The sequence below is a fragment of the Rhodanobacter sp. FW106-HT46G03 genome (genome assembly GCF_058789895.1).
The window spans coordinates 2,226,007-2,242,107 of sequence record NZ_JBYTCC010000001.1; the positions used below are offsets into that span (position 1 = coordinate 2,226,007).

17 protein-coding genes are annotated in these 16,101 nt (G+C 64.2%); 3 read left to right on the forward strand and 14 right to left on the reverse strand.

The window, feature by feature from the left end:
- Positions 1 to 148 precede the first annotated feature (148 nt).
- Positions 149 to 3,259 (reverse strand): efflux RND transporter permease subunit, encoded by a 3,111-nt coding sequence (locus AC3WP6_RS09695; RefSeq protein ID WP_492627515.1) that lies wholly within the window; start codon positions 3,257 to 3,259, stop codon positions 149 to 151.
- Positions 3,260 to 3,531: 272 nt separating this feature from the next.
- Here AC3WP6_RS09695 and AC3WP6_RS09700 point away from each other — a divergent pair, with 272 nt between their 5' ends.
- On the forward strand, positions 3,532 to 4,437 hold the full coding sequence (locus AC3WP6_RS09700) for a LysR substrate-binding domain-containing protein (protein WP_492627516.1): 906 nt from the start codon (positions 3,532 to 3,534) through the stop codon (positions 4,435 to 4,437).
- Positions 4,438 to 4,687: 250 nt separating this feature from the next.
- On the opposite strand, the gene AC3WP6_RS09705 is transcribed toward AC3WP6_RS09700, so the two are convergent.
- From AC3WP6_RS09705 to AC3WP6_RS09750, 10 genes are all read right to left on the reverse strand, one after another.
- Entirely contained in the window at positions 4,688 to 6,649 is a 1,962-nt protein-coding gene (locus AC3WP6_RS09705) for a DUF3363 domain-containing protein (protein ID WP_492627517.1), read from the reverse strand.
- Positions 6,646 to 7,089 (reverse strand): hypothetical protein, encoded by a 444-nt coding sequence (locus tag AC3WP6_RS09710; RefSeq protein WP_492627518.1) that lies wholly within the window; start codon positions 7,087 to 7,089, stop codon positions 6,646 to 6,648. Before AC3WP6_RS09710 ends, AC3WP6_RS09705 begins: the two co-directional genes overlap by 4 nt.
- A complete protein-coding gene (locus AC3WP6_RS09715; protein ID WP_492627519.1) occupies positions 7,086 to 7,673 on the reverse strand; it encodes a S26 family signal peptidase in 588 nt (195 codons plus the stop codon). The genes AC3WP6_RS09710 and AC3WP6_RS09715 overlap by 4 nt, the downstream gene beginning before the upstream one ends.
- Entirely contained in the window at positions 7,670 to 8,191 is a 522-nt protein-coding gene (locus AC3WP6_RS09720; RefSeq protein WP_492627520.1) for a DUF2840 domain-containing protein, read from the reverse strand. The genes AC3WP6_RS09715 and AC3WP6_RS09720 overlap by 4 nt, the downstream gene beginning before the upstream one ends.
- Positions 8,188 to 8,439, reverse strand: a complete 252-nt coding sequence (locus AC3WP6_RS09725) for a chromosome partitioning protein ParB (RefSeq protein ID WP_492627521.1) — start codon at positions 8,437 to 8,439, stop codon at positions 8,188 to 8,190. Before AC3WP6_RS09725 ends, AC3WP6_RS09720 begins: the two co-directional genes overlap by 4 nt.
- Positions 8,436 to 9,074, reverse strand: coding sequence for a ParA family partition ATPase (gene parA / locus AC3WP6_RS09730; protein ID WP_492627522.1), 639 nt, complete (start codon positions 9,072 to 9,074; stop codon positions 8,436 to 8,438). Before parA ends, AC3WP6_RS09725 begins: the two co-directional genes overlap by 4 nt.
- Before the next feature lie 277 nt (positions 9,075 to 9,351).
- Complete coding sequence (locus AC3WP6_RS09735) at positions 9,352 to 10,179, reverse strand: replication initiator protein A (RefSeq protein ID WP_492627523.1); 828 nt, start codon at positions 10,177 to 10,179, stop codon at positions 9,352 to 9,354.
- A gap of 26 nt (positions 10,180 to 10,205) precedes the next feature.
- Positions 10,206 to 10,502 (reverse strand): helix-turn-helix transcriptional regulator, encoded by a 297-nt coding sequence (locus AC3WP6_RS09740; protein ID WP_492627524.1) that lies wholly within the window; start codon positions 10,500 to 10,502, stop codon positions 10,206 to 10,208.
- Positions 10,503 to 10,585: 83 nt separating this feature from the next.
- Positions 10,586 to 11,377 carry a DUF2285 domain-containing protein gene (locus tag AC3WP6_RS09745; protein WP_492628677.1) on the reverse strand — a complete coding sequence of 264 codons (792 nt, stop codon included), beginning with the start codon at positions 11,375 to 11,377 and terminating at the stop codon, positions 10,586 to 10,588.
- A 314-nt stretch (positions 11,378 to 11,691) separates the two neighbouring features.
- Positions 11,692 to 12,039, reverse strand: a complete 348-nt coding sequence (locus AC3WP6_RS09750; RefSeq protein WP_492627525.1) for a DUF2958 domain-containing protein — start codon at positions 12,037 to 12,039, stop codon at positions 11,692 to 11,694.
- 376 nt (positions 12,040 to 12,415) lie between these two features.
- Between AC3WP6_RS09750 and AC3WP6_RS09755 the strand changes: the two genes are divergently transcribed.
- Both AC3WP6_RS09755 and AC3WP6_RS09760 read left to right on the forward strand, forming a co-directional pair.
- On the forward strand, positions 12,416 to 12,706 hold the full coding sequence (locus AC3WP6_RS09755; protein WP_081699983.1) for a helix-turn-helix domain-containing protein: 291 nt from the start codon (positions 12,416 to 12,418) through the stop codon (positions 12,704 to 12,706).
- 50 nt (positions 12,707 to 12,756) lie between these two features.
- Positions 12,757 to 13,635 carry a TIR domain-containing protein gene (locus tag AC3WP6_RS09760; RefSeq protein WP_155950908.1) on the forward strand — a complete coding sequence of 293 codons (879 nt, stop codon included), beginning with the start codon at positions 12,757 to 12,759 and terminating at the stop codon, positions 13,633 to 13,635.
- Between the two features lie 73 nt (positions 13,636 to 13,708).
- Here AC3WP6_RS09760 and AC3WP6_RS09765 read toward each other — a convergent pair whose 3' ends face one another.
- The 3 genes from AC3WP6_RS09765 to radC form a co-directional block, all read right to left on the reverse strand.
- Positions 13,709 to 14,020, reverse strand: coding sequence for a DUF736 domain-containing protein (locus AC3WP6_RS09765; RefSeq protein WP_492627526.1), 312 nt, complete (start codon positions 14,018 to 14,020; stop codon positions 13,709 to 13,711).
- Positions 14,021 to 14,774: 754 nt separating this feature from the next.
- Positions 14,775 to 15,176 carry a hypothetical protein gene (locus tag AC3WP6_RS09770; protein WP_492627527.1) on the reverse strand — a complete coding sequence of 134 codons (402 nt, stop codon included), beginning with the start codon at positions 15,174 to 15,176 and terminating at the stop codon, positions 14,775 to 14,777.
- Positions 15,177 to 15,337: 161 nt separating this feature from the next.
- Entirely contained in the window at positions 15,338 to 15,985 is a 648-nt protein-coding gene (radC, locus tag AC3WP6_RS09775; protein ID WP_492627528.1) for a RadC family protein, read from the reverse strand.
- Between the last annotated feature and the right edge of the window lie 116 nt (positions 15,986 to 16,101).

The window sequence follows — 16,101 nt, forward strand, 5'->3', positions numbered from 1 at the left end:
TCACCACCTTACTGCTCAGCCACGGCAGCGACTGATCAGCGGCTTTGATAGCTCACGGATCGACCGGCCCTTGTCGGCCAAGAGCCAACACACGTTCGCAATGGGTGGCTTGGGAAGTACCCATGAGACAGGCAGCCGTCCGTGCTCGTCACGATTGAGCCCGCAGCGTCGGCAAGACCCGGCGCGCCGACCAGCTTCGCAGGCGCTCCATGTAAATGAAGATGACTGGTGTGGTGTACAGCGTCAGCAACTGACTCAGCAACAAGCCGGCAAGCATCGCGTAGCCGAGTGGCTGGCGCAGTTCGGAGCCGACGCCGCGGCCAAACGCCAGTGGGGCTGCGACCAGCATGGCGGCCACGGTCGTCATCAGAATCGGCCTGAAGCGAAGCAGGCACGCTTCACGCGCGGCCTCCACCGCCGAAAGACCGCGTTCGCGCATGGCCACCACGGCGAAGTCGACCAGCAGGATGCCGTTTTTCTTGACGATGCCGATCAGCAGGATGATGCCGATTATGCCGATGACGGTCAGGCCCATGTGCATGATCCAGAGTATGGCCAGCGCGCCGACACCGGCAGAGGGCAACGTCGACAGTATCGTCAACGGGTGAATGAAACTTTCGTACAGTATTCCCAGAACGATGTAGATCAGCACCAACGCACCCAGCACCAGCCACGGCATGTTCGCCAATGAGGACTGGAACGCCTTGGCGTTACCCTCAAAGGCCCCGTGCACCCCGTCGGGCATGTCGATTGCTGCCGCGGCCTGCTGGATCGCGGTGACCGCTTCGCCCAGCGCCACCCCAGGCGGCAGATTGAACGACAGCGTGACGGCGGGAAACGATCCTTGATGGATCACTGACAGCGGGCCCACTTTGCTGGAGTCCACTCGCATCATTACCGACAACGGCACCACGGCACTGGTGAGGGGCGATTGGACATACAGCCTATCGAGCGACGCGAGCTTGTGCTGCAAGTCGGGCGTGACCTCGAGGATCAGGGGATAGGTGCTGACCTGAGTGAAGTATTGGGTGATCTGGCGTTGGCCATAGGCGTCATTCAGCGTGTCGTCGATCGTTTGCGGTGAAATGCCGAACTGTGCGGCCACCGTGCGCTCGATATGCAGCGTGAGTTGTGGCGCACTAGACTGCAGGTCGCTCGCCACATCGGTCAATTGCGGCAACGTGCGCATCTTTGCCAGCATTTTCTGCGACCACCCATCGAGCTCGTCGACATCCGCGCCGCGCAGCGTGTACTCGAAGTCGCCGCGTGCATTGCGGCCGCCTGTCGTGATGTCCTGCGCCGCGGTCAACTTCAAGTCGACACCGGCAACGGCGCCGACACGTGGCTTCAGTCGGCGAATGATTTCCGTGGCAGACAGCTTGCGCTGTGCAAGCGGCTTCAACACGACGAAGTAGCGCGCCGTGTTCGCTGTCTGCGCATAACCACTGCCGCCCGTCGTGCCGGTCCAGGAAGCCACGCCCGCCACATCGGGGTCGCGCAACACCACCGTGTCGAGCTCGTGCTCCAGACGTCGCATTTCCGCGGGTGAAGTGCCTTGCGCCGCCTCGGCCAACCCTTGGATCAATCCGGTGTCCTGGATCGGAAAGAAGCCCTTGGGAATCCAGATGGCCAGCGCCAATGCCGATGCGACCGTGGCAAGAAGCACACCCAGGGTGATGGCCGGATGGCGCAGCACGCTGTCCAGCGTGCGCCGATAACCATCCAGGAGTGCATCGAATGCGGCCTCGATCCGGTCATGCCAGCGGCCATGCCGGTCACTCCCGCGGCGCATGAAGCGCGAGCACAGCATCGGTGCCAGGGTCAACGACACCAGCATAGACACCACTATCGACGCCATCATGGTCAAGGAAAACTCCTGGAACAGACGGCCAACGATCCCGCCCATCAACAACAGCGGAACGAACACGGCGAGCATCGACAGGCTGATCGAAAACACGGTGAAGGCAATCTCGCGTGAACCTTCGAGCGCTGCCTGCATCGGCGGCATGCCGCTCTCGACATGGCGCTGGATGTTTTCCACCATCACGATCGCATCGTCGATCACGAAGCCGATGCCCAGCGTCAAGGCCATCAACGACAGGTTGTCGAGACTGAACCCGAACAGCCACATCGCCGCGAACGCACCGAGCAGCGAGAGCACGATGGTGATGCCCGGCACCAGGGTCGCCCACAGGTTGCGCAGGAACAGCAGCACCACCAGTACCGCCAGGATGACCCCCAACACCAGGGTAAATTCGACATCGTGTACTGCGGCGCGGATGGTGACAGTACGGTCTAGGACCGTATCGATGGTGATGGCGCGGGGGATATCAGAGACCAGTTGGGGAAGTTCCGACTTGATGCGCTCGACCGTGGCGATGACGTTGGCGTCGGGTTGCTTGTATACCGTGAGCAGGATGGCCGGCTGATTGTTGTAGTACGCCGCCGCGTTGCGATCGGCGGCTGCGGCGACGGCCCGTCCGATATCGCGCACCCGTATGGGCGCGCCATGCTTGTAGGCAAGCACGACATCCTCGAACGGTTGTGCCTGGACGATCTGATCGTTTGCGGCGATCGCAAAACTCGTCGTGGGTGTGTCGATCGTGCCTTTCGCTGCGTCTGTGGTGGCCGCGACCAGCGCGGTGCGCACTTGCTCAAGCGTCAAGCCGACTGCCGCGAGCCGGCCGGGGTCGGCTTGCACCCGGATCGAAGGCTGCTGTTCGCCCCCGAGTGAAACCTGGGCCACGCCCGGTACCTGTGAAATCTTGCGCGCCAGGAAATTGTCGACGGCGTCCGAGACAGCGGTCAGCGGAAGCGCGTCGGAACTCGCCGCCAGCACCAGGATCGGCGCATCTGTCGGGTTCAACTTCTTGTAGGTTGGCGGCGTAGTCATCTCCCGCGGCAAGTCTTTGCCAGCCGTCGTGATCGCTGCCTGCACGTCCTGCGCCGCCGCATCGATGTTGCGATCCAGCTCGAACTGGATGGTGACCGAGGTCGCACCCATCGCGCTGAAGGAGGTCATATCGCTGACCCCGGCGATCTGCCCCAACTGCCGCTCCAATGGCGTGGCCACCGACGACGCCATGGTTTGCGCGCTGGCGCCCGCCAGGGTCGCCGTGACCTGGATGGTTGGAGCGTCGATCTGCGGCAACGGCGCGACCGGCAACAGTGGAAACGCGACGATGCCCGCCAAAGCCAGCGCTGCCGTGAGCAGGGCAGTGGCGACCGGCCGCGCGATGAACGGCGCGGACAAATTCACCGGGTCGATTCACACCAGGAGAAAGTCACCGCGGCGTCAGCAACGCGCCAGGCATGCCCGGGCCCACGGTCACCCTTAGCTTCGGCAATCAAGGCGGGGGCAGCAGAAAAGCAGGCAAAGCCAAGCTTGGGGTATGTCATTCGACAGGCCAACTTGAAAGGAGATAGGGTTGCGTGGCAAAGCGGTGCAATGGCGCTATCTTCGAGCACAAGCGCCGCGCGTGACCAACGACTAATCCTTGCTATCGCGAAAGTTTTTCTTGGGCTACCGTCATGACAGTACCTCTTCCCTTCCTGAATGGGCTGCGTGCTTTCGAAACGGCAGCCCGCTGCGGCAGCTTCACCTCGGCCGCCAGCGACCTGCATGTCACGCAGGCCGCAGTGAGCCAGAGCGTGCGTCTGCTGGAACGCCGCCTCGGCTTCCCGCTATTCCATCGCCGCGCAAACGGACTCGAACTCACGCCGCAAGGACGCGCACTGCAGCCCGGGTTGACCGACGCCTTTGAGGCGATCACGCGGCTGGTCGCACAGGTTTCGGCCATGCGCGCCGGTCCAGTGCTCACGGTGGGTGTCGCTCCCGCATTGGCGTTGCATTGGCTGATCCCGCGGCTGGCCGGTTTCAACCATGATCACCCGCAGATCGAGGTCCGCGTGGCAACGGGCGGTCTCATGAATCCAATGCGTGACGACTGGACCTGCACCGTGCGCCGCGGCTCCGGCGATTGGCCCGGCTACATTTCAAAGGAGTTGTTTCCTTCGACCCTGGTGCCGGTCTGTACCCCCGCTTTGGCGAAGGGTTTGCATCAACCACGCGATCTGCGTCAAGCCACCCTGATCGTGGTCGCGCATCTGCGTGAGCAGTGGGCATGGTGGTTCAAGGCCGCAGGGTTACGTGCACCGCTCAAGCCAAAAACGGAAGTGACCTTCGAGAGCTCGGCTATGGCTATGCAGGCAGTGCTGGACAGCGTGGGCGTCGCCGTAGCCCAGCTTCCCTACGTCAGCGATGCACTCAGATCGGGCCGGCTGGTCGCCCCTTTTCATTCCACCGGAAAGAAATATGAGAGCTGGTATCTGGCGTACCGCCCGGCCCACGCGCACGATCCCGCATTGGCGGAATTTCGTACATGGCTGCTCGCTGCAGCGAATGAGCAACGCGACATGTATCGCAATGGGCTCTGACGACGGGGCGGGCAACGTGTTTCCCGTTCGAGGCAGGCAGCCCATAGGAATCCGAATGGCGTTGGACATGCAGTGGTGCGCTTTGGACCGAGTGCAGACGACCAACCCGGTGTAGGTCTGCCCTCTCCATTGAACTGCCCACGCTGGATCAGTCCGGTGATCAGCCGTTCCAGCACATACAGACCTATCGCAGCGCGAGCGTGGCGATATCCATCGCTATCCGCATCGAAGTCGGCCAGCGAGCGTGTGGCTATCCAACCGTAGGGCCTCGCATTCGACCAATCTCCCAACTCGAGTTCGAGCCGCGAACCGTTACTGCAATCTGCTGCCCCATTCGCTGTTCGATAACCGGCTTCCACGGAACCAGACTAAATTCCACGCCGTCATCCAGCATGGCGTAGCGCCCGCTGGCCAGCAGCACGCTGCGCCGGTAGATACCGGCCACACGCTGCCCGTCGGTCACCGCCCGATACTCCAGGCCGGTTTCGGCCGCAATGTCACGCGCGGTCTTCGCCAACTCACGACTGCGCAGCGTCGCCAGTAGGTTGCGCGCAAGAATCACTCGCTGCCCGCGCCGTTCAGCTAACCCCTGTTCTACCAGGAAGTCGGTGCGTTGGCGCAGCGTGTCCTTTACCTCTCCGCCAAAGCCCACGTCGCCCAACCCCGTGCCGCCACCAACCAACTGCTGGTCCAGCCAGGTAGCACCGATCACGCGGACCTGTCGTTCAATGGACAGGTGTGACTTCAGTTCGACCGCGACGCCACCGCCCAGGCGCTGGCTGTCATACCGGCGACCCCGTTCGGACAGATCGTCCGGCACCTTCCATAGTCCCTCGGTCACACGCTCCACGATGCCGGCTCGGCGCAGGGCTTCGAGTCGGCGCACGTGCGCGGCGACCACTTCGTAGGGATCGCGGGCGGGCGTGGCCTGGCCTTGGGCGATGGCTAGATGCTGGTCGGTGCGATAGAAACCATCGACGGCCAGCGCAGCGATGGTTTTGTCCGACGCGCGTGCGCCGGCGGCACCCTTGATCTCGACGACGCTACCGGTCGGGTACTGCTCCAGTTCGGTTTTCGGCGGAAGTGCCACGTAGTGCGCCTTGCCCTCCGTGCCATCCACGACCAGATACCCCTTGTCGTACAGTTCGTCGGCCAACCCTTTGGCGGCGACCCGGCCGACGATGGCACGGCCACTCTCGCCGGACTGGAACACGGCCAGCTCGCGCTGCGCGCCACCCATCGCCCGCTGCATGGTGCGGATGATGTCGCCGCGCTCGCCCATCGCCCGCAGGGTCGGCTCGGCCTCGATGTGAATCACCCACGCGCCAGCTTGCGATTCGCTCGCCAGCCCCATGCACTGCAAGTGTTGCAGGCGGCCGATCAACACCTCGCGCTGGCGGTGCAGTCGCGGCTCGTTGAGGCGTTCGGTACGCACCTGGCCATTGACGGCTTCGCGCTGCAAGGTGCGGTCCAGGCTAGTCCAGCGTTCCTGTTCGACCTCGCGCACGAGCGTGCGCTGGATCTCCTGTTCGGTACGCGGTCCCAGCCATTCGGTGGCGAGTTCGGCAGCGCGTTCGCGCAGACCGCGGGTCAGGTACGCCTGCGCGATGATGAGATCGTGGCCGGTGTTGTCCTTACCGCGCAGGATGATGTGGGTGTGTGGGTTGTCGGTGTTCCAGTGATCGACGGCTACCCAGTCCAGCCGCGTACCCAAGTCGGCTTCCATGCGGGCCATCAGGTGGCCCGTGTAGGTACGCAGGTCACCCAGCTCGGCGCCGTCTTCGGGTGACACGATGAAGCGGAACTGGTGGCGGTCGCCGTGTCCGCGTTCCTCGAATGCGGTCAGGTCGGCTTCGTCGGTCGCCGTGCTGTATGCCCTGCCCGGCTCACCGTCGCGGCCCACGCCCTCGCGCTCGATGTAGCGCAGGTGCGTGACGGTCGAGCGCGCGCCGGCCTGCTTCAGGTACACCAACCGCACCTTGACGGTGGCACGCCGCGATTGTGCGGACAGCGACTGCCCGGTGAAGCGCGCCGCCACATAGCCGCGCCCCAGTCGAGAGCCGGGGGTCTTGCCGCGCCGGCCGCCGGTGGTGTTGGCGGCCTTGCTCGCCTGGCGCAAGACCTGGGCGACGAAGGTATCGCCGCGTTGCTTCGGCGCGCCGGGACGGAGGCGGAAACTGTCGTCGCTGTCCGAGCGGCTGCGTCGGCTCATCGGCAAGCTCCATCCAAGGCCATCGCGTCCGCGGGTGGCAGGCACGCGATGCCTCCTGCGCCCTCCTGACCTTGCGGCGGTTCGCGGCACGGTGCCGCGTACCGGCGCGTGCCGCGCCACCCCCATGTGCAGACAGGCTTTGTGCGCACCGTGGTGCCGCACCCTTCAATCTTGCCCTGCATCTTTCCCCGACCTGACGGCACGGGGATGCGATGCCCCGGCAGCGCTGCGCGATGCGCAGCCTGCACACCGGCGAGTGCCTGCCATGCCATCGGCATAACGCGCTCGGGGCAAGCCGTCTGCACGATGGAAACCACTTCAGCATGTCGCAACGGATACCGGGCAAAGCGCGGCGCGGATGCGCTCGCGCTGCATGCACGGCGACGCTGCGGCGACACGGCACAACGCAGGTCCACATGCACGACGTCGATCGGCATCATGGCCTCTTCTCCAGCCAGACCGGATGCGCCACGCCGAGCACGGTGTCGGCGCGTACCGGCCCGAAATACCGGCTGTCGAACGACGCCGGATTGGTCGTACTGAGCAGGAACAGTTCGCCAGGGTGAAGACGCCGGCAGGACGACCAGGCATGCAGCGATCGGCCCATCCCATCGGTGCGCAACACGGCGGCCACCGGCACGCCGTCGATGCGCACGCTGCCCCCGGTGGTGCACACCTGTTGTGGCGCGACGGCAGCGACCGGCTTGAGCAGCGGGATGCGCAATGGCAGGTAGCCGCGCCGCGCGGCCAGTGCGGTGACGTCGGCCGGCAACGGAACCAGTACGATGCTGCCGACGTGCATCGGAGACGGCAGCGAGCTGGCATGGCGTGCGAGCGGATCAACACGATACCAACCGACCGCCACGCTGTCGGACGGGTTGTACACCAGATGCGGCACCGGCGACACGAAGGACGCCCAGGCCAGCGCAGCGAAGCCGACGGCGGCCAGTGTCGCCACGACGAGGCGAGCGTGCTCGCGCGGGCGACGACGCGGCACCGCGTCGGTGGTGGGAATGACCGTCATGACAACGCCCTCCCCGCCAGCCACGCGGCGTGCCGCTCTGCGGTGTAAACTGGCAACGGCTCATGCGCAACGAGCCGGTTGCTTAGCATGCGCCAGTAAGCGGGCGATACGTCGACCGGCGCGATGCCCAATGCGTCGATGGCGTCGATGAGCGGCAACACGAGGCGAACCATGCGTTCACCTTCGGCGTGCAGTAGCAGGCATGCGCCCGGCCACACACCGGGGATGCGCTGCGCGGCATCCATCGACGTACATGCCTGCATCACCATGAGCTGCCAGCGCACCGTGCCGTAGTCGTTGGCCTCCCAGCGGATGCGGCAGAAGATCGATGCTGGCCAGAACGCCGCCACGCGCCGCCAACGATCACGTTGCACGTGATACGCCGGTTCACCGAAGCGCAGGTAGAGGTTGAAACGATGCGCGACGTAAGCGAGCGAGACCCGCGTCAATAGCTCGTGATCGATGAGCGCTACGAATGGCGGCGGCGCGACTGCTGCCGCTTGAGAAGACGCATTCATGGCGTGTGCTCCGGGAACTCGCGCTCCAGCAACGCGCGCAACAGGTCGGCCACCGTCACGCCCTGCGTGAAGGCCGAGACCTTGATGCGCGCGCGCAGCGCAGGCGTGATGTCGAGCGTCAGACGCGCGGTGTAGAGGTCGCCTTTCTGAAGGTCGGCGCCGTCGCCTTGGCGAATCCACGCCTCGGCATGCGGATTCGTTGGCGGACGTGCGCCGATGGCGATGCGCTTGCTGCGCGCATGGTTCATGACGACCACCGCAGCAGTTCGTCGGTGAGCGCCGTGATCTCGCGTGCGGCGGCGCTGTCGGGCGCCAGCTCGCGCGCAAGCTGACCGGCCGCCACGCTGTCGGCGAAGACGATGCGCTGACGGATTTCCGATTGCAGCGATGGCAGCGGCTGTTCTGCAAGCGCACTGCGCGCCTCGCGACCGATGACGGTGGTGCTGACGCGTCGGTTGATGACGAAGGCCGCATGCAGCGCCGGCCGGAACACCTGCGCCTCGCGGATCAGCGCCACCATCTCGGCACTCGCCCACAGGTCGTAGGGACTGGGTTGCACCGGAACCAGCACACAATCGGCTGCCAGCAGCGCCGAGCGCGCCAGCGCGGCGATGCGCGGCGGCCCGTCGATGACGATGTAATCGCTACGGCGTGCCAGCTCCGGTGCTTCCTGGTGCAGCGTCTCGCGTGCGAGGCCCACGGCGCTGAACAACCGCGGCAGACCCTGCTGGCTGCGGCGCTGCGTCCAGTCAAGTGCGGAGCCCTGCGGATCGGCATCGAGCAGGATGACCTGCTGACCGCGCAGCGCCAGTTCGCCGGCAATGTGCGTGGCGAGCGTGGTCTTGCCCACGCCGCCTTTCTGGTTGAGCAGAGCGACGATCATGGGACGGTTCTCCATGATGGAAAACGACTCGTTGATCGACCTGCAAAACGCGACTGCTTGGGCCGTTGCTTTTGCGTTTCGGCAGTTGTCCACTGCAACGGCGTAGCTCTACTACCTGTTAGTGTTTTTAGGTTAGGTAGGTTAGAGGTCGCGAAAACTCGCGTGGCGATTGGGTTTGCGGCCGATTTTGTTGCCTGATAGCACGAGGATGTGTTGCCTGATAGCACGATACTTTGGTTGCCTGATAGCACGAGGCCATTCACCGCTTGTTCCCGAGTTATCCCCGTGCCGTGTACGGCACGGGCCGAAAGGTCAGCAGCTCCGCTTTGCGGTCGGACATCCACTCGATGCCCAGCACGTAGCCGGGTAAGGATTGTTTCGCCACCAGCGCACGCAGGTCGGCGGCGAAGTCGTAGAACCGGGCCATGCTGCCGGACTTGCGATGCAGGTACGCGAAGTCGAACTGCCAGCCGCCGGCCTGGCGTCCACCGTGTTTGCGCACGAGACGATACAGCCAGCGTTCGATGCCGCCGGTGAGCCGGAAGTACGCCGGGTCGATGGTCAGTACCAAGGCGGCGTCGAGCACGCCGGCGTAGAACCAATCCGGCAGGATCAGTTCGAGACCGAGCGGCACACCCTTGGCGTTCGCGCGCTCCTTCCATTCGTTGATCCACGAGAAGCGATGCAGACGCCGTCTGGTCGTCTCGCGGATCGAGGTTGCCACCGTGGTCGATTGCAGGCGATCCAGCGCGGCCTTGAGGCGCTGATAGTCGCGCAGCGACGTGCCGCGCCCGATGAAGCGCAAGATCTCGTAGGGCGTGGCCTGCATCAGCCGCGAGGTCGGGATGCCGGCGTCGCGTGCTTCGACGATCTGGCTCGCGGCCCAGATCAGGATGTCCGCGTCCCAGATCGTGGCGATGCCGTGCTCGGCCGTCCCTTCCACGCGCACGGTCACGCCACCGGAGCGGAAGTCGATCGGCGCGGTGCGCCGCGACTTCGCCAGTGAGAAGAACGGAAACGCCATCAGGTCCTGGCTGTCGCGCGGTGCCATGTCGCCCGGCAACGCGCGGAACAGCGCAAGCTGTTCGCGTACCGGTCGGGACATGGCGCTGACCGCCCGCGCGCCGCCGGTCAGCGCACACGGCTATCGGCCGAGTGCCGCTCGGCGTACTCGGGATCGGACGTGGCCTCGAAGCTGCGCGCATCGGCCCAGGCATCGAGGTCGGCGACGGCGTACATGACGCGCCGGCCGAACTTGCGAAAACGTGGCCCGCCACCGATCACGCGCTGTTTTTCCAGCGTGCGCGGCGACAGCCGTAGGTAGTCGGCGGCTTCGTCGTTGGTCAGGTAGCGCGGCGGCTGGGCGGTCACAGCGGGTTGTGGTGCGGCGGTGTGGGCGGCATAGGGCCGCACAAGAGCGGATCGCATGGGGTGAGCCTCCATCGGTTGAGAGCACCGGCCGCCATGGCGCGGCCAGATGGAGGCAGTCTCGGGAAAGATAGGCGGCTTGCTCAGGGACGTTTTGCGGGACGGTACAAACGTCCCTGTACGGCGGGCGCGTGCTGGAGTAAGCGGCGGTAACCGCCGCGCATCAGCACGGTGCCGCGCTGTGCCAGCCGACGCACGCGGGCGCGCAACGCGCTGTCGGCGTGCCAGTCGGCCGCGACAGCCGCCAGTCCGTACAGCACCTCGGCCATCTCACGCAGCGTGGCACCCGCCAGCGTGCCATCCAACGCCTGCAAGGTGTGCGCCTCCAACAGTGTGGCGCGGCCAGGCCGGGGCACGCACCAGGCCCACGGCGCATGCTCGTCCGCAGGAAATGATATTTCGGGATCATTGGAGTGAACGGCACGCACATAGGGCATGCCATGCGCCAGAGCAGGCGCGAGTGCAAAGCGCTGCCATCGGCCCGGCACCCAGACGGTCAGTGCCAAGTGCTGACCATCATGAAACAGGTGCTTGTGACCGACCATGCGCCAGAGATCGAATGGTGTCGCATCGGGCGTCGACGCGAGGTCGGGGTGGAGCTGCACGACACCGATCGGCTCAGGACACCAAGCTGGATGCGCGTCGCGCGCATCCAGGGCGGGGTTCTCCAGCCCATGCAAGCCCCAGCGACGTGCTACGGCATCGCCGCAGCGATGGTGACGCCGCCAGTCGCGACGGTAGTCGGGATGGCGCCGCAGGTATTCCCAAGCGAGTGTCGGGCCGTCCAGGTGCAGCACGTACAGATAGGCGGCGCTGGGATGCCAGGCTTCATGCGAATCGGTCATGGTGCGGACTCCTGTCGATCGGCAGGACATCGCCACGGGCATCCGTAAACCAGCGCGCTATCGCCAAAGCATCATGTCGATAGGCGAGACTCTGAGAAAATCAAGACCGTTTGGCTCCGGCGTGTTACGTGGCTCGTCCGGGTGCGACGGCGGCGCGTGTTGTTTTTCGCGCGCCGCACCGGACACGGTGCACAAGATCGAGCGTGCGATAGCGACTCTTTCGGTCTGGTCTGCACCACAACGGCGCAGCAATCGCGATTGATTCCGACTCGATCTGGAGCCGGACCTAAATAGACACAATGCGCCCGGCTTGCCGGGGCCTGGATCACGCGCACCGCGGTCGATCAGTCAAGGATCGACCCGTTGAGGCGGGCCAGCCGTGCGTATGCCGACAGCGTGCGCGTAGGTTGAAAATACCGATCACGCAGAATCGGCCGATCCAACGGGCCGATGATGGACGCGAGGTCTGATAGCCGCACTGTGCCCAGCTCGGGCATGCCAATGCCGACATCGCACAGGCCCCAGGCCGTATCGCCATCAACGGGATCGAGCGCGGCCAGCAGCCAGGTCGCGTGCGCGTCCGGCGTGAACAGCTTGACGACCGGCAGAGGATCGAAGTCCCGCGCGGCGGCGCGGGACTGACCGTTGGCCAGCAGTTGTGCGCGTTCGCCGTCAGTGATGAGGGGATTCATGGCTACGGCCCATGCAAGGATACGCTCCATCGGCGTATCGACCACGCTGTGTCAATGCCAGTTCGGAACCGCACCAAACCGCGCATGCACGGGTGCAACTTCCCGCCGCTGGACATATCCGCCGATCCGGCATCGTGCTTTCGTGCGAAAGCGCGGATGTGCAAGCCAGTTCATCTGTACAGGTACGAAAGCGCAAAAGCGGCATCGTGGAATGTAGGGAAGACACGGACGCGGCTCTCCGGCTTTGGCGTCATCCGTAGATGCGCAAATCCGCAAAGACACGGATACGGAAGGCATCATGATGAAATGAACACTATAGATTGTAGCTCTATAGAGCGCAATCAGTTGTCATCTTGGTTTTTAAGAGGAACCATAGGTGGCAGCGAAACTCGCATTGGCGGCGGCATTGAAGACGGTCAGGAAAGCGCGCGGCTTGAGTCAGGAAGCGTTCTCCGACGTGTCGAGCCGCACCTATCTGAGTACGCTGGAGCGCGACCTGAAGAGCCCGACCCTAAACAAGCTGGCCGAGTTGTGCGAAGTCATGGAGATTCACCCGCTCACGCTGCTGACGCTGGCCTATGCCGGCGACAGCACGCGCAAGGCCGATCAACTATGGGCTCAGGTGAGGCAAGAGCTGCGGGGAATCACCAAAGAAGACAACGAATGAACCTGTCGGCGCGTCGATCGCTGCGTCCGTAACTACGAAACGTTGATGCCATGTATAACTTGCTTGTTACGGCTGCGGAAGGCGCATGGGACTTATCCGCATACGAATATGATCGAACGCGATTCCTGGAATACACCACAGACAGCCTGAAGGCGAAGTTTGCCAAGCTCGATGCGAATGCGCTTGAAGAGTTGAAATCTCTGCCGACCCTCTTCACCTACGAGGGCGATGACGAGATTGTGCGAGTTGGATATATCCGGACAATCAGGGAGCGCGGCCGCAGCATTCTCATCGAGTACGAGTTCGATGAAAGCATCCCGGCTTTTTCGTTCTCCCAGCTAAAGCCATTGGCGATCAAGCTGGATATCCAAGGGTGGGAGATGTCGCGCACCCATTGGGCAGTGAAAGACGAGGACCTCTTTGAACTGCTTGCCTCCGTTGGTCTTGTCGATTCGAGCTACGTGGGTGAAGGACGGCCCCCCGGTCGGGTCGAAGAGATGCGATTCCGGGTTGCCCTGTCTTTCCCTGGTGAAAAGCGAGAATACGTTGCTGCGGTGGCTGCGGAAGTAAAGAAGAGGCTGGGGCGCGATGCAGTTTTTTACGATAAGGACTTCACCGCCCAGCTTGCCCGTCCCAACCTGGATACTTTGCTACAGCGCATCTATCTCAACAACTCGGACCTGGTCGTCGTTTTTCTCTGCGCAGAGTACGAGAGCAAGGAATGGTGTGGGCTGGAATGGCGTGCGATCCGCAACATCATCAAGAATAAAAATGATCACGCGATCATGTTCATGCGCTTCGATCACGCCGATATAAGCGGCACGTTCTCGATTGATGGCTATGTTGATCTGGAATGCACCCCACTGGAAGCCGCGCGGATGATTGTCGAACGTGCTCGATTGAACGATTTGCCTCCTGCTGCGGCGTGATGCGCTACTTGATGAACACATGGAAGCGTGAGACAGCGCCCCGCCGCGAGGGGCGGGACGCTGTGGGCGACCGTCAGGCCGCCGGCTTGCTGCGCGACCAGATCAGGTTGTGCGTGCCGTTGTCTTCCTCGATCAGCCGGGCGTAGATCGTCGCCGGGAACGAAGGGTCGTCGAGGGTCACGGACAGGTAGGGCCGTTCGGCCTGGCTGATTTTCTTCCACGCCGCGCCGATGTCGTAGCCGCCGGCCGCCTGGATGCGGAAGTCGGGGGCGTTCTCGCTGCCCTTGTCGTTGGGGACGAACTTGACCTTGACGTTGAGCGTCAGGGTGCGGACCGTGCCGGTGAAGCCGTCGTTCTGAGCGGTGAAGGTGCCGATGTTGGCCATGATGCTTTCTCCTTTCGGGTTAACCAAGGTCGCGCCTATCGCGTCCTTGTTGTGATCCGATCAGCAGGGGCCGGGCGGGCTGCACCGCTTGCGGCCGAAACGCAGTGGAGGACCGGGAGGCGCAAAGAATTTGCTGCGCGAGGAATCCGCATAGCGGAGGGGAAATTGTTTGCGCCGACGGTTGCGGCCATGAAGCCCGAGGCGCAGCCGCGCCCCCGCCAGGATGCACAACAGCAAAAGGACGCATGGGCCGATCTCCCCCGAAAGGAGCCGTGGCTGACTCGGCATCGCCGCGGGACGGCTTCACCGGCTCGTTCCCTGACGCGGACAAGGTCAACACCCCAACGACGAGTGAGAACGTGCCACAGCTTGCGGCAACGTGGTTGGGGCGTGGTGTGGAAGCTCCTTGGCAAGGCCGAGCGGCGTGTCGGTGATCCGTCCTTCATGACGTGCGGACAACGAACCGTCAGCGTCGAAGACGGCACGCTTTCACACAACCTGCCGCAGCAAGTCGGGGCGTAGCCCCCCCCTGCCCGCCCATTGCGGCGGGGCGCCATCAAAAGGTTGCCCGCCTCAGCGGGCAACCGATTGCCGTACCACGCACAAGGCATGTGCGTGCCGCCTCGTCGCCGCCCGGTCGAGGGCGGCCACGAGGCGATTTTTGCCTTGGATGTTGAAACCGGGCGCGGCAGACCTGCCGCGCCCGGTTTTGAGAGGAAGCCCCGGCGCACTGCGCCGGGGCCATGCGGCTATCTCATGCGGCCAGCGCGTGGGCTGCCTCCTCCTCGGTGGCCTCTTCCGGCGCATCCGCTTCGTTCGCCGTTCCCTGCGCGCCTTCCTGCGGCTCCGTGTCGTGTCCGGTCTCGAACACGGCCGGCATCCAGCCAGTGCTCTCGACCAGCCGTTCGGCTTCGCTGGCAATGTCGGCCTTCTTGAGCTTCGCCAGCCGGTTGACGTGTTCCGGCGCGAACTGTGCCACCGCTTCCAAGAGCATGGCCTTGGAGACATGGCGGAAATAGCCGTCTGCGGTCGGCTTCCACCATGTGGCCATGTCCAGCCCGACGGCCTGCGCTAGTTCCGTGCCGGGTTGGTGTTGTGCGGCACGTGGCGTCACCACGTCCACCGTAGCTGCCACGCACACCGCAAGCAGCCGCACCAGCTCGTCCTGTGGTAATCCCCCCGCAGGTTAGCTGACGCGAGCCGTGGCATTCATGCCGCGCTCCTTGAGTATGAAAATGACGTTATCACTCCGGCCGGCGTGCTGCGCCACGCCGGCCGCGCGGCCATGCACGCGGCCGCGGGGCAAGGATCAACGAACTACATCAGTCCACGGGCGGCCATCGACACCGGCTCGCCGCTGCCGATCACCAGATGATCGAGCACGCGCACGCCAACCAGCTGCAACGCATCGCGCAGTTCGTGGGTAATGGCGCGATCGGCGGCGCTGGGTTCGGCCACGCCCGAGGGGTGGTTATGGCTGAATATCACAGCGGCCGCGTTGACTTTGAGGGCTTCGCGCACCACTTCGCGCGGGTGCACGCTGGCGCCATCGATGGTGCCGCGAAACAACTCGGCAAACGCCAGCACGCGGTGCCGGTTGTCCAAAAACAGACACGCGAAAACTTCATACGGCAGGTGGCGCAGGCGCGCGCGCAGGTAATCGCCACTGTCGCGAGGGTTGCCCAGACTCGGCCGCTGTGCCAGTGCTTCATACAGGCACCGCCGGGACAACTCCAGCGCCGCTGCCACGCGTGCGCGTTGTGCTTCACTCATGCCCGCCTCCCCATACACCACGGCCTGCAGGCTGCCCGCCTCGCACACCATGCGGCGGAACGCGTCCACCTGTGTTGCGTGGGGAGCGCCGGCGACCACGGCCAGCAGTTCCACATCGGACAAAGCATTCACGCCCCGATCGCTCAAGCGGCCCAGCAGCGAATCATCGGCATACGGTTTGCGAGTAGTCATCACGTTTTCCCTTTGGGTTCGGTAGCGCCGAAAGCGCAGCGCCCGGTACGGGCGCGTCAGCTTTCGAACGGGAACCGGGCCTGCCGGCGCCGTGGCGGTGTCAAGGGACGTGCCCG

What these genes read in the sequence shown, in the direction of transcription:
- AC3WP6_RS09705 (WP_492627517.1), bottom strand. Translation starts at nt 6,649, where the DNA reads ATGAGCCGACGCAGCCGCTCGGACAGCGACGACAGTTTCCGCCTCCGT.
- AC3WP6_RS09765 (WP_492627526.1), bottom strand. Translation starts at nt 14,020, where the DNA reads ATGGCCAACATCGGCACCTTCACCGCTCAGAACGACGGCTTCACCGGC.
- AC3WP6_RS09735 (WP_492627523.1), bottom strand. Translation starts at nt 10,179, where the DNA reads ATGTCCCGACCGGTACGCGAACAGCTTGCGCTGTTCCGCGCGTTGCCG.
- AC3WP6_RS09760 (WP_155950908.1), top strand. Translation starts at nt 12,757, where the DNA reads ATGTATAACTTGCTTGTTACGGCTGCGGAAGGCGCATGGGACTTATCC.
- AC3WP6_RS09745 (WP_492628677.1), bottom strand. Translation starts at nt 11,377, where the DNA reads ATGTCCTGCCGATCGACAGGAGTCCGCACCATGACCGATTCGCATGAA.
- AC3WP6_RS09725 (WP_492627521.1), bottom strand. Translation starts at nt 8,439, where the DNA reads ATGAACCATGCGCGCAGCAAGCGCATCGCCATCGGCGCACGTCCGCCA.
- AC3WP6_RS09715 (WP_492627519.1), bottom strand. Translation starts at nt 7,673, where the DNA reads ATGACGGTCATTCCCACCACCGACGCGGTGCCGCGTCGTCGCCCGCGC.
- AC3WP6_RS09740 (WP_492627524.1), bottom strand. Translation starts at nt 10,502, where the DNA reads ATGCGATCCGCTCTTGTGCGGCCCTATGCCGCCCACACCGCCGCACCA.
- AC3WP6_RS09700 (WP_492627516.1), top strand. Translation starts at nt 3,532, where the DNA reads ATGACAGTACCTCTTCCCTTCCTGAATGGGCTGCGTGCTTTCGAAACG.
- AC3WP6_RS09710 (WP_492627518.1), bottom strand. Translation starts at nt 7,089, where the DNA reads ATGATGCCGATCGACGTCGTGCATGTGGACCTGCGTTGTGCCGTGTCG.
- radC (WP_492627528.1), bottom strand. Translation starts at nt 15,985, where the DNA reads ATGACTACTCGCAAACCGTATGCCGATGATTCGCTGCTGGGCCGCTTG.
- parA (WP_492627522.1), bottom strand. Translation starts at nt 9,074, where the DNA reads ATGATCGTCGCTCTGCTCAACCAGAAAGGCGGCGTGGGCAAGACCACG.
- AC3WP6_RS09720 (WP_492627520.1), bottom strand. Translation starts at nt 8,191, where the DNA reads ATGAATGCGTCTTCTCAAGCGGCAGCAGTCGCGCCGCCGCCATTCGTA.
- AC3WP6_RS09750 (WP_492627525.1), bottom strand. Translation starts at nt 12,039, where the DNA reads ATGAATCCCCTCATCACTGACGGCGAACGCGCACAACTGCTGGCCAAC.